This is a genomic window from Pseudomonas syringae pv. tagetis, from assembly GCF_022557255.1.
Lineage (GTDB): Bacteria > Pseudomonadota > Gammaproteobacteria > Pseudomonadales > Pseudomonadaceae > Aquipseudomonas > Aquipseudomonas caricapapayae.
Genome location: NZ_CP092923.1, coordinates 4,674,187 through 4,687,198, shown reverse-complemented (window position 1 = coordinate 4,687,198; position 13,012 = coordinate 4,674,187). Strand labels below are relative to the sequence as shown.

Below are 13,012 nucleotides of genomic sequence, written 5' to 3'. Positions count from 1 at the left end.
TGTACCTCTTGATCAATCGCCGTCGTTGGCGTTGAAGCCCAACTGAATGCCCAGCGCCTTGGCCAGCTCGCCTTCATGCAGACGATGCACCGCATTGAGGCTGTCGTAGAACGCATTGAGTTGCTGGCGTCCTGCATCAGTGGCCAGCAGGTCGGCCAGCGGCGGCTTGAGCTCCGAGAGCAATTTGCGGCTGGTAGCGTAGGCCGCATCGATTTTGTCGGCCAGCGGTTTCTGCTCGGCGGGCAGCAGGCTGCGCAGGCCCTTGTTGTCGACACCGGTCCAGACCGTCTCAGCACTGATCAAACTGGCTTCCAGGCTGCTGAGAGAAGATTTGCTGCGCCAGGCGTCGGCCTGGAAGGGTTGCGGCTGGCCTTTGCTCTGGCGACCCAAGGGCGTGCCCAGCTTCTTTTTCAGGCTGTCGAGGGCGGTGACCTGCACCCGTAGCAGTTCGGCAATGGCCTCGTGAGAGTCGGCATAGCGTTGGTTGGGGAACTTGCTCAACTGCGCGAGCATGCCGTCCGTGCTGTTCCAGCTGTTGAGGATTTCTTCGGCCAGCAGCTTTTGACGCTCGCCGATCGCCATCAACAGCGGACAATAGCGCGCTTTCTGTTCGGCATTGGCCATGTCGATTTCAGCGTCGAACAGAATGTATTCGTAAGCGGACAGGCCTTGAACCACTACGCTGGCCTTGGACAGCTCCTGGGCGTTGATCTGCGGCTGTGCGCTCACCAGTTGCTCGACCTGACGACCGACCAGGTTCTTCTTGTCTGGCCAGAACTGTATTTGCCAGGCGCGATTGCCCTCGGCCAGAGGGCCTATCAACAGCGGCTGCAGTTCAGCCCAGGTCTTCTGCGCTTTCAGGAAGTCGGCACGCGCCGTGGCCAGGTCGGTCTTGCCCTGACAGAACGCCAGCGCACTGCTTGCCAACTGACGATCAGCATCGACCCAGCGGCTGTAGGTCGGCAGGATCACCTGTTTGGCAATGGCTGCGGACGTGACTGCCTGCGGGTCGGATGGCGAGCAGGCACCCAAGGCAAGCGCCGCAAGGCTGGTCAGCAACAACTTGGGTCGGAACATGTCCGGCTCCTTATTTTCGAAAAGAAGATTTTTTGAAACGAGACGATTCTGGGTTGGGCGCAATCATAACGAATTCAGGAACGCCAACAGTGCTTCACGCTGCTGTGCATCAAATGCCAGCACCTGCCGCTGCGCGGCCTGGGCTTCGCCGCCGTGCCACAGTATCGCCTCAAGCACATTGCGGGCGCGACCATCGTGCAACAGCTGGGTGTGTCCACTGACAGTGCCGGTCAGGCCCAGCCCCCACAATGGCGGTGTACGCCACTCGCGGCCAGAGGCTTGAAACTCGGTACGGTTATCGGCCAGTCCTTCGCCCATGTCGTGCAGCAGCAAGTCGCTGTAAGGGCGAATTCCCTGATTGGCCAGCTCAGGCTCGGCGGCGTCGCCACGGGTCTTGAAAGCGGGTGTATGGCATTGCTGGCATCCCGCCTGAAAAAACAGATTCTTGCCCGCCAGCACCTGAGGGTCATCCACCCTGCGGCGTGCTGGAACCCCCAGATTTCGTGTGTAGAACTCCACCAGGCGCAGGATGTTGTCACTGACCTCCGGCTCGCCATTCGGGCCATTGCCATTGGGCGCGGCCAGACAATCGGTCTGGGCTGGCGTGCAGTCATCGAAACGACGCAGGCTGGTGGTCAGCCCCATGTCACCGGAAAAAGCGTGCACGTTCTGCTGGTTAAGGTTGGGTTGTCCGGCTTTCCAGCCGAATCTGCCCATGACGATTTTTTGCTGCGCGTCGTCCCACACCCAGTTGGCTCGTCCCGAGATGCCATCGGCGTTTTTGTCATCGGGATCGGCGTTGGCCAGGATTGCGTCGTCGGCAATGGCCTCGAGCAAGCCCAGGCCGATCATTGGCGGGGCTATGCGCGCCGAGATGTGCGTATCGGGGTGCATGGGGCCGTAACCCAGCTGGGTGATTCTGAGGGTTGGCTGGCGCAGCTCGACTGACGTGCCATCGCGAAACTCGACTGTCAGCGCATCGTACTCGACCCGTACCTTGCCCTCGGGCGCTACGCCGGGGTTCGACATGTCCTGCAATTGCCCGCCGTAAACCGGTTCGGGCAGTACACCGTTGCGCTTTATAAGGTCGGCATAGGCCGGGTCATCGGGAATCGACAGCCTGACCAGCATCGATACCGCATTGCTGTCGTCAGCCTCCGGCGGATGACCGCGCCCGTCCTTGATGTGGCAGTTCTGACAGGCATTGGTGTTGAACAGCGGCCCCAGTCCGTCGCGAGCCGTGGTGGTCGACGGCGCAATTACCCACGGGCTGCGGAAAAAGCTGTTGCCGACGCTGAAGTCCAGCCTCCGCACGGGGGCCAGATTGGCCGAGGGCATGGAGAACGCGTTCTGGTCGCTCTTCCTGACGGTAGCGCTGCCACCGGACAAGGCTTCTCCCGGCTCGGCATATGTGAAACGCGGGGCGTCATCGCATGCGCTCAGGACCAGAGTCGTGAGCAAGGCAAGGGATAGACGGAGCCGCGTACTCATACACATCCTGCAACGAGGCGAAAATCGGGGCGTGCAAGCTTATCAGCCTCGAGCGGTTTGAATAAGAGGGATTATCGTTTACGGCGTCTGATGCAATGTGTTGTTACGAATCTTCAAGCTGGCCGAGCCCCTGCATTTTTGCCTATGCTGCAAAGGCTGTCGCGTTTGTCGACGTTGACAGTATCCGCAGATAAAACACCAGGTTGAGATCACATCAATGGATACCCCGGACAACAGCGCGTTCGTGACCACCATCCAGGCACTGGAAGCGATCTATGGTCCGATCGCACCTCCTTCGCTCATCAAGGAAGTTGACCACATTCATGAGATCTACCGGCCTTTCATCGAGCAGGCACCGTTCGCCGTGCTGGCCTCTGCCGGGCCTGACGGGCTCGATGCCTCTCCGCGCGGAGATCAGGCGGGGCTGGTGCATATCGAAGACAGCAAGACGCTTTATCTGCCTGACCGACGTGGCAACAACCGCATCGATACGCTGCGCAATATCGTCAACGACCCACGTGTCGCGCTCCTGTTTCTCATACCCGGCGTGGGGGAAACCCTGCGCGTCAACGGAACCGCTCAGATATCGGTTCAGCCCGAGTTGCTGTCGCGTTTTGCGGTGAAGGGGCAGTTGCCCAGGTCAGTGCTGCGCATTTCAGTGACCAGCGTCTATTTCCAGTGCAGCAGGGCGACCATCAGGTCCGGTTTGTGGGACACGACGCAGCACATCGAGCGCAGTGCATTACCCACTGCGGGGCAGATACTCAAAGCGGTCTCGGCTGAGCAGATCGACGGTGAAGCCTATGACAAGGCTTTACCGGGCCGTATTGCGGATACGCTGTATTGATCACGGCGGGTGGCCCCGACTCGATCAGACACCGGCTTTGTTCTGGTTTTTTTCCTTCTCAAGAAAGTAGTCAAAGATACTCATGCCCTTGCGGAGGCTTTTGCGTACTTCTTCGCTTTGCGCGATCAGTTCGGCGCTGGGGGCTTGCCATTGTTCGCGGGGTAGGGGGGCGGACCAGTCGAAAATCGATTTGGGCAAGCGTATGAAAGGCAGGCGGGTTACCCCGGCGGCAATGTAGCAGGGAAGGGTCCAGCCCGAGAGGAATTGGACCGGAAGGAAGTTGAATAGGTAACGCAGGTAATCACCTTCTGATCGATAATAACGGCGGCGCATATGGAAATGCTCTACAGTACCTTCCTCCACGTTTCCTGGTCTCATTGGCAACGGCAGTGCGTCAACACCCTTTTCCATGTAAGCGCGAATAATTTCCCATTCGCTCAACGCCAACTCCCTTGTGTGAGTAGGTACGGTGATCCATGAAGCGTGACCACCTGATTTGCCCTCTAGCCCAATCGTCAGATAAGCGAATTTGATGGTTCCATATACCGTTGCTGCTTCGCCGGTGCTGACACAGGCTACGATGTCCTCCCATGAAGCAAATCTGGGACGTCTCCAGTATTTGGTAATGTATGCCACTTCACGGCGTTGTCTATTGAAGCGGACGGGCCGAGGGCATGGCATGGGGACCAAGGGGCCAGAGATAATAAAATAATGAATGACAGTCATGAGTAAGAACAGTCCACTGACAAAATAGTGAATGGGCGAGAACTCCATAAAGTTTTCCAATAAGAATCTCTCATGTTTTATATAATCACGTAACGTCATGGCTAAGCTGGTCATCAGGAGAGTGACTGCTATAACCGTCATAAGGCCGATAATGGCGCGCACGGATTTCTCCAAGGGTTCGAGCCCCGGACCATAGTCAAGATAAACATCATTGATCGATTTGCAGGAGTTCCATGCGCTGATAGCGACAGCCCCTGTGGGGACAGGGAGTGGCGAAAGATAAAATGCCTGGTGGGCAGACTCTTGCTTGCTACCGCTTTCACTGGGCGGCAGATTATGATGATTGGAAGTCACAAAGCTTATCTCTTTTTATCTGCGTGGTCGGTAATTGGAGCGCCTCTTTGGATGATGGCAACGATGCGCTGATAGGATTGCTCCTGATATCCATGCCCAACGGAATTCGGTAGTGCAAGTATCCTTGGTTTTCTTTCAAGAATGCCGTTGCCAGTGCGGGCTTTGCTGCCAGTTGCAAAAGCATAACTGTGTTATGTCCCTGCCAGTCAGTCGGTATCTCCAGCTTTAGGGTCAAGGGGGACGCAGAGACTATGGAGGCTCTTTGGCAAAGCGCCTCACTGATGTCTTCTCTGTAAGATAAATTATGTAACACCGCAGTCCAGCGTAGCGATGTGTCATCGAAGGTCGCTTCTGTCAGGCCTGGTAATACCAGATGTAAGCTGCGTACGGGGTCGCCATCAATGCGACGATGGATAATGCCGTTGTCAAAGACGGTGGGTAATAAATTGATTTCGGCCAGTTTTTGACCATGTGCGGACCCGTCCCAGCCTTCTGGATTTTTTCCCCAAATACAACCTAATAACCAGCGTTGTTGGTCATCCAGGCTTGAGTAATTGTAGAGTGTTTCCCCGGTTAACTGCAGCGCAGCGAAAACCAGACTCCAAGGTGTCAGATACATGGAGACATGAAGGAAACGAGGACCCCGAGTGGCCCACGCTCGACTGGCAATCAGTTTTTTTGTCGATGGCGTTGCAGCTTTTATGTCCGCCCAAAGCCCGGCCATCTCCTTTCCTGCATACAGCGTTATGGCAGAATTTATTCCGATGGCTCCCGCATCACCTGTCAAGCCCATCAGGGCTCCGGCTCTTTCTCCCGAGGTTCCGTTAATAAACGCGCTTTTCCATTTTTCCCAGTCATTCCATAGTGTGCCGACTGTACCTAGCAAGCTCAGAGGAGCGATGACACTGCCCAGGCCCAAACTTAATGAGCCCAGTCGTACCGCCAGTAACCCGCCCGTAGTTTCGGCACTGTTAATCATCAGGATGCGCAGTGCTCTGTCTACGATAGCAATATGTACCGACTGGTAAACTGCCAGAGCAGCGGCTGCAAAGGAGTAAAGGGTTGCGGTCGCTATTACCAGGTCTTTCGCAGATATATTATCCCTTGCACCCGTCCAAACAGCCCACGCCTCCCCCAGATTCCCAACCTGCAAACACACCGCCAGTAACGGAAAGAAACTGCCCTTCAGCGCCGCCGCAGCCGCCCCCTGAGTTGCATACCCTCCAAACGCCCCCGCTCGCAGCGTGTCAATTTCGTCATTGAGCGCTTGCAGTTGTGGATCAGTGATATCCAGTCGAACGCCAATCGCGCCATTGCGCGGAGTGCCTGTCGGGGTAATGGCTTTTTCCAGGTCTCGGCGCAGCGCGTCGCGCGTGTTACGGGTTTGCAGCAGCCGCTGGTGGTTGTATTGCCTTTCGTGAAGCAGATCTCGATGTTGATCCGCTGTCAGTGTGCGGCGGTTAATAAGTTTGGTGAGGCGGTTGCGCTCTCTGATGAGGTCGTCTTCGGTAGCAAGCAGCTGATTCAAGCGCACGAAGTTGTCGCGAAATTTTGTCACATCGGCTTCGTTTGCAACGCTCAGCGTGACGGCTTCCTGTTGCAGCGCCACCAACATGCCCAGTCGCTGTGCTCGATTGCTTGCCCTGCTGAAGTTATCCAGATGTTGGCGTAGCTGTGGGCTGTTCAACCGCTTTTGCATTTCAATCAGCCAGCGCTCCAGGTTCAGGGCGACGGCCGGGATATAACTGGCATTGACGGCTTGGTGCAGCGGCAGGGCAGCGGGGTCCAGATTCAGACTGTTGGTCCAGTGATTGCCCATGATGTGGCTGATATCAGCGATGCGCCTATGGGCATCGGCCAGTCCGTCGCTGAAGTTATGAATATCATCCAGCCACTTGAGCAGGTTGCCTGATTTGGCGCGCAGAAAGTCCATGTCCAGACGCCCATAGAACACCGGCAGAATGTAGTGGGGGTTGTCGTGAAAGTAGTCGCTGACCTTCCGCAGGCTTTCGTCGGTGCGGCACAGGTCGCGGGTGCAGTTGAGCTCCATCGCCAAGGCGCTTTTCAACTGGTCGGGATGGTCTGGGTCGAAGTACCAGGCACTTCGAAAGAGCTCACCTTGAGTGAACAGGCTCACGCGATCATGGGTGATATCGTCCAGGCGCTGCGTCCAGCGTTGGAGATGCGAGCGCTCCTGGGTCAGATAAGCTTGCATCTCCTGGTGACGAACAAGATCGTAAAGACCTCGCGAGCCAAGTCCGACGCCGTTGAGCATGCCTTGGTTGTTATCTTCCAGCGCGTCAATATCGTCTTTCAGTTCTTCATGGAGAGGTTTACCGAGCGCGAGCACCATCTGTGAGTGCTTGCTTTCCATGTTCAGTCTGGCAAATCCGGTTTGCGGCCGTTCGGTATACGCGACCCCGCGCATGGCGGAATACTGCCCCGCTGATGTAGTCGCTGGCACAGGTCCCTTGGAGTGTTCCCGGTGCCAGTCATTGCGCGCATTGAGGTAATCGTAAATGCGGCTGCGTTGTTCGGGCGTAGCAGTGTTCAGTAGTTTCGAGTCAGGATTTGTCTGCCGGGCAGTGTTGTCGTCAACGCTCATCAGTGTGTCGATGTAGCTGGCGGTGATGTAACGCATTTCATTGTCGTTGCGCTCACGCCAATGGTTTAGCCAGCCCACCACCTCGTCCTGCTCCTGCGCAAGGTCACGCAGAATGCCAATGCTGTCGTCCAGCACCAGATACAGGTGATTCAATTCGTAGTACGGGTTGAGTGTATTTTTCAATTCGCCGATGTGTGCCTCGCGAAACAGCGGCAGATGCTCCCAGACATAGTCCTGACGTTCGCCTTCGGGCATATCGGGCGCCGTGCATTGTTGTGCCGGCAATTCGGCGAGTTCGGCAAGCTGCTCTCTGACTTGCTGCTCGACGCGAAGGTGAACGCCGCCGCGCTGGCAATCGGCTTCAGCCAGATTCACTTTCTGCATGAAATAGAAACGGTCTGCAGCGCTGCCCAGCACACGGTTGCATTTGGCGGCGGTCCATTGCAGTTCGGCATAGGCAATATGCAACGTTGTATCACGGGCGAAGATCAGGGTGTGCTCGCCAATCGTGGTCGGCCTGACATCCTGAGTGACTTCCCGGTCCTGCCAGAGCAGTTTGGTCGGTACGCCGCTGTCGAGGCGATATTCATGCAGGTAGCCAGTGCTTTCATCGATCACATACAAATAGCCATCACGCACCAGACGCAAGCCGAGCGGTCGTTTCAAGTCTCTGTAGCCCGAAGTCTCCGACGGGTAGTGAAGCCGTTCCACGCGGCCATAACGCAGTGGCAGCAGTTGCACTTTGATGCCCATTAGCGGGCAGTTGCTCGTACTGTTGCGGGCGTCAATATGGCTTTTTGCTCTGGACTCCCAATAGGCTTTGTCCACAGGTGAAAGCGTTTTGCGAGTCATGGCCGGATCGCTTCGTGCTGTTCGCGACTGCGTTTCACTGCCAGCCAGTTGGCCTGTTGAATACGCCGGGATGGCGTCAGTGAGGACTTTTCATTCATAAGCATCCTGATATCAAGCTGCGACTCGGCTGGCTGGGTAGCCAGAAAGCAGGTGACGTTGGCGTAATGGAAAATATCCGCTTCGCTGTTGAAGCCCGCTTCATAGGCTGTGACGGCCAGTGCATAGACATGGCCGTATCGCGACTTCAAACCCGTGGAGGTGAGGTAGTCCGGGAAAAATGTGCGCAAGTGCTGGTCAAGACTGATCACGATCAGGCGGAACGCGACGTCATTCATGGCCTCCATCTGCCGTTCGCTCATCCGATAAAGCGTCGTGTTTTCATGAATGGCTGGCTCACCCCGGCGCTCGTGCCGGACCCAGTGTTCAGTAATGACATCTGCTGCATAAACACTGTCGATAGGGCCAAACAGCCGATTGTCGATGTGCGCCGGATGAAGCCCGAACAGCGCGTTGGCGACCGGCGGGTCCGAGAGGTTCAAGTGACAGGCCTTGCCTGTTGGCTTATCAACGAAAACCAGCCAGCGCAGGTGATCGGCCACTGTCTTGTGGTCGGCATCACTGAACAGGAGCAGGCCCCATTCCTCGCACGCATTGGTCAAAAAATCTGAAAACGTCGGGTCGTACGGGCCATCGATCTGAACCAGTGCCGGCGAGTGGTCGAGTAATTCACTGAAGCGGGTTTGCAGAAACAGCAGTGTGCAGATCGGTGCTGGGTTCCACTCGAAAAGCTTTCTTCTCAGCTGTGGGAGATTGATGGCGTTGAGCAGCAGGTAAGCGTTTTTCGACCATGGCAGACCACCGGGGCCGGATTCAAATTCAAACATGAGCGCGCTTTGGAAGGGCAGGAGCGCGGATACTCGGTGGTATGGAGAGCGTGTTCAATACACGGAAATGACTTTGGGAAATACCCTACAAAGATCGCTGAAATATCGCTGGCCAGATCTGAAGCACATATCGAGCAGCATAAAAAATGCCGGTCAGCGAACTGACCGGCATTGGTGACTACTGCAGGAGCGACGGCTGTCAGAACTCGTGATCAGCGTTGTCCGGGTTCAGGTCGGTGATGCCAAGCTTGCCAGCTGCCTGCTCGATAGCGCCTGTCTGTTTGACCAGCGCAGCAATGGCGTCACGCACCACTTGATTGCCTGCCGTGTTGCCTGCGGCAATCAACTGGTCGAAGTGCTCACCCTTGTTGGCGTGATCAACGATAGCCTGCAATTTTGCCTGGGTGTCGTCCAGGTCGGCGCGCAAGGTGGCGTCGGTGGCCGGGTCGACCTTGGCGACCAGCGATGACAGGCTCGGACCACTGACCTTGCTGCCGTCCGTGCGAGTGTATTCGCCCAGGTAAACGTTGCGAATGCCTTTGCCGTTGTAGAAGTGCGAGTTATGCGTGTTGTCACTGAAGCAGTCATGTTCGTCTTCGCTGGAGTTGGCTTCCAGCGCGACTTTCATGCGCTCGCCCGCCAGTTCACCCAGTGACAGGCTGCCCATGCCGAAGAGCATTTTACGCAGACCGCTTTCGCCGGATTCTGCTTCCAGCGTGGCACGGTAGTTATCGGGAACCCCTGCCTTCCAGTTGCCGGACATTTCTTCCAGGTCGCTGACCAGCAGATCGGTAACTGCCTTGAGGTAAGCGCGGCGGCGATCGTTATGGCCGCCGGTCGCGCCAGTGCCTTCAAGGTAGTCACTGGCCGGACGAGCGCCGGCACCAGGGCCGGTGCCGTTCAGGTCCTGGCCCCACAGCAGGAATTCGATGGCGTGGTAGCCGGTAGCAACGTTGGCTTCGGAACCGCCCAGCTCGTTCAGGCTGGCGAGTTTTTCGGAGGTGATCTCCTTCACGTCGACCTTGTCTTCACCCACCTGAATCTCGGTATTGGCGATGATATTGGCAGTGGCTCCGGGGTTGCCGAGCGCGTGCTGGTAATCCTTGGCGACATAGTCGATCAGGCCTTCGTCCAGGGGCCAGGCGTTCACCTGTCCTTCCCAGTCATCGATGATGGTGTTGCCGAAGCGGAAGACTTCGCTCTGCATGTAAGGCACGCGCGCAGCCACCCACGCATCCCGGGCAGCTTTCAGGGTTTCATCGTTGGGTTTGGCCAGGAATGCGTCGACGGCGGTGCTCAGTTTTTTAGCACCGGCCTGGGCATCGTCGAATACCGCAGACACCATGTTGGCGTAATTCGCGACCACAGCCTTGGCCGCCGCGTCGTCAATTTGCGCCGCTGTGGCCGGAGCAGACGCTGCGGGGGCAGCAGGCGCGGCAGCGGGGGCCGCAGGAGCAGCGGCTGGCGCGGGTGCCGGGGCGGCGGCCTTGTCCTTGCCTTCGCCACAACCGGCGAGAGAGATAGCGATGGCCAACAGACTAGCGGTTGCCAGAGGCATACGAATCATGACGGAATCCTGCGTCGATAGAGGGGATGGCGGGGTGCGCCCAGAAAATCTGCGACATGATGCGAAAGATTTGCATTCGATGTAAAGGCAAAACGCCTTTGCGGTCGTGTTCAGGCATTCGGCAGGTTGTAACAGCCGGTTTCAAACTGGCTCGGCGGGCCGCAACTGCTCAGCGGCTGGCGGCTTTATCCTCTCGCGCCTGTTTCAGATAGGCCAGCAATTCCCGACCGGGCAGCGGCTTGCTGTACAGGTAGCCCTGACCTTCATGACAACCTTCGGTCACCACATAGGCTTCCTGCTCGATTGTTTCCACACCTTCGGCAATGACCTGCATGCCCAGGCTTTTACCCAGCTGGATAATGGCCCGCACGATGGTGGCGTCATCGTCGTCATCAATCAGATCCTGCACGAAACTCCGGTCGATCTTGATCTTGTCCAGCGGCAGGCTTTTCAGGTAGCTCAACGACGAATAGCCGGTGCCAAAGTCGTCGATGGCAATCAATGCACCAGAGCGGCGCAAACTGAGCAGGTGCTGGGCGGCAGTGTTGATATCTTCCATAAGCCCGGTTTCAGTCACTTCCAGTTCCAGGCTGCGGGGCGGCAGGCGGTAGATCTGCAACAGGTTGTTCACCACGCGCGGCAGTTCTGCGTGGTGCAGCTGCACGGTCGACAGGTTGACCGCCATGCGTAGATCGGTGAAGCCCTGATCAAGCCATTCCCGCAGTTGGCGGCACGCCTGATCAAGCACCCACTCACCGATGGCAATGATGGTGCCGTTCTGTTCGGCCAGCGGGATGAATACATCCGGTGGCACCAGACCATGCTCCGGATGTTGCCAGCGGATGAGTGCTTCCACGCCAACGATGCGGTGATCGCGATAGCTGATCTGCGGTTGGTAGACCAGGTGCAACTGATTGCGTGGCAGCGCTTCGCGCAGATCTTTTTCGAGTTCACGACGGCGGCGCATTTCGCTGTCGACGCTGGCGATGTAGAACTGGTATCGGTTACGCGAGCGGGCTTTGGCCAGTGTCATGGTCTGCTCGGCCTTTTGCAGCAGCTTCTCGGTGCTGTCGCCATCTTCCGGAAACAGTGTGATGCCGATGGTCGCGCGCAGGCGGATCTGCTGTTCGCCTACTGCGAAAGGTGCTTCCAGCTCATCCAGAATATTCTGTGCCAGCTCTGCCGCCTCATAGGGTTGCTCGATTTTTGCCTGCACCAGCGCAAACTGATCACCGCCCAGGCGCGCCAGTGCACCGAGTCGCCCGCTGTGGGCGCGCAGCCGGTCGGCCAGCGCGAGTAACAGTTGGTCGCCTGCCTGATAGCTGAACTGTTCGTTGATCCCTTTGAAATCATCCAGGCCTACGCAGAGAATCGCGACCCTGTGCTGTTGACGTCCCGCGTCTTCCAGAATTCTGTCCAGCCCGGTCTGTAACTGAAGCCGGTTGGGCAGCCCGGTCAGAAAATCATATTGCGCCATGCGCTGCAGGTTGTTCTCCGCTTCGTGGCGCAGATAAGTGTGGCGCTCTATAGAGGCAAGCAGCTGGTTGGCGGTATTGACCCAGATCCCCAGTTCGTTTTTTTCGTGACCTTTGAGCAAGGGCAACTGGTGTTCGCTGGGGCGGTCAGGGTTGATCGCAATCAGGTGTTCGATGATTTTTGACAGCGGCTTGGTCAGCAACCAGTGATAGACCAGATACAGCACCAGGCCCATTGCCAGTGCACGCAACACGCCGGCGACAAAAATGATTCCGGCATTGACCAGAAAGCTTTCGCCGTAATTGGCAGTGTCCAGCGTGATGCGCAGATCGCCGTAGTATTCGCTGTAGGGGCTGCGACCTACCAATTGGGTGGTGAAGCTGCGTTCCTGGCCAAGGATCAGGTCTGTCAGCCATCGGGTTGGAGACGCCTTCAGAGGGCGGTCTTTTTCGGCGAGCAGGCTTTCGTTGGGATGTCCGATCGACGCCATGCGTACGGCGTCATCCTGAAACAGGCCCTCGATGACTTGCATGCCCATCTCGCGGTCCAGGCTGTAGACCGCCTGAGTCGAGGGATCACGAAACATTCCGAGAATTCGTTCGGCATCGCTCGCGACGGCCTGACGTGTCTTGTAGGCGTCGAAAACAATTTGCGCACAGCTGAGCACGACGCCTACCAGCAGCGCCGAAAGCAGTACAACGCGCAGCAACTTTACCGACAGGCTGTTCTTGAGTTCCAGCTTCAATGGCCGTTCCTTAGTTCGTGTCGGAGGACAGAGCGCCTCATGACCCTCGAAAAGCCAGCGTCTCCCGCCGTGAACTGGTCAGAAGCGGTGCGTCTGGCTGATCTTCGCGTTCCTTGCACCTACTGGCCCAAGCCACCTTAGTGTGTCGGGTGGCCAGATGGGTAACTTGAGCAGAACACTGTAAAGAATTACATCGTGATGCGAGTCAGCTAGCGTTTTCTGACAATACACAAAGTAACAGCGGCAGGCGAAAAAACATTTGCGATTCGTCTGACTGGCAGGTCGATGTCTGACGTCGTTACCCAAACAGGTGTCTGGACAGACTATCGGTGTAAGCCCGGCGCATAAAAAACCCGGCGCAAGGCCGGGTTTTTTGCTGATGCTGGAA

General features: G+C 57.0%; 8 protein-coding genes. 1 reads left to right on the top strand and 7 read right to left on the bottom strand.

Going from position 1 to position 13,012, the window contains the following annotated elements; all coding sequences use genetic code 11:
- Positions 1-12 precede the first annotated feature (12 nt).
- Both MME58_RS20795 and MME58_RS20790 read right to left on the bottom strand, forming a co-directional pair.
- On the bottom strand, positions 13-1,077 hold the full coding sequence (locus tag MME58_RS20795) for an imelysin family protein (RefSeq protein WP_055006920.1): 1,065 nt from the start codon (positions 1,075-1,077) through the stop codon (positions 13-15).
- 63 nt (positions 1,078-1,140) lie between these two features.
- Positions 1,141-2,568: a di-heme oxidoreductase family protein gene (locus tag MME58_RS20790; RefSeq protein WP_055006921.1), complete on the bottom strand. Its 1,428-nt coding sequence runs from the start codon at positions 2,566-2,568 to the stop codon at positions 1,141-1,143.
- A 217-nt stretch (positions 2,569-2,785) separates the two neighbouring features.
- On the opposite strand from MME58_RS20790, the gene MME58_RS20785 reads away from it, so the two are divergent.
- Positions 2,786-3,415, top strand: a complete 630-nt coding sequence (locus MME58_RS20785; protein WP_054986202.1) for a pyridoxamine 5'-phosphate oxidase family protein — start codon at positions 2,786-2,788, stop codon at positions 3,413-3,415.
- A 24-nt stretch (positions 3,416-3,439) separates the two neighbouring features.
- On the opposite strand, the gene MME58_RS20780 is transcribed toward MME58_RS20785, so the two are convergent.
- From MME58_RS20780 to MME58_RS20760, 5 genes are all read right to left on the bottom strand, one after another.
- Positions 3,440-4,495: a DUF6708 domain-containing protein gene (locus MME58_RS20780; protein ID WP_233590989.1), complete on the bottom strand. Its 1,056-nt coding sequence runs from the start codon at positions 4,493-4,495 to the stop codon at positions 3,440-3,442.
- A complete protein-coding gene (locus tag MME58_RS20775) occupies positions 4,476-7,952 on the bottom strand; it encodes a toxin VasX (protein WP_055006922.1) in 3,477 nt (1,158 codons plus the stop codon). Before MME58_RS20775 ends, MME58_RS20780 begins: the two co-directional genes overlap by 20 nt.
- On the bottom strand, positions 7,949-8,836 hold the full coding sequence (locus tag MME58_RS20770) for a DUF4123 domain-containing protein (RefSeq protein ID WP_054986200.1): 888 nt from the start codon (positions 8,834-8,836) through the stop codon (positions 7,949-7,951). The genes MME58_RS20775 and MME58_RS20770 overlap by 4 nt, the downstream gene beginning before the upstream one ends.
- Before the next feature lie 199 nt (positions 8,837-9,035).
- On the bottom strand, positions 9,036-10,403 hold the full coding sequence (locus MME58_RS20765) for an imelysin family protein (RefSeq protein WP_054986199.1): 1,368 nt from the start codon (positions 10,401-10,403) through the stop codon (positions 9,036-9,038).
- A gap of 169 nt (positions 10,404-10,572) precedes the next feature.
- Positions 10,573-12,624 carry a putative bifunctional diguanylate cyclase/phosphodiesterase gene (locus tag MME58_RS20760; RefSeq protein WP_054986198.1) on the bottom strand — a complete coding sequence of 684 codons (2,052 nt, stop codon included), beginning with the start codon at positions 12,622-12,624 and terminating at the stop codon, positions 10,573-10,575.
- Positions 12,625-13,012: the final 388 nt, after the last annotated feature.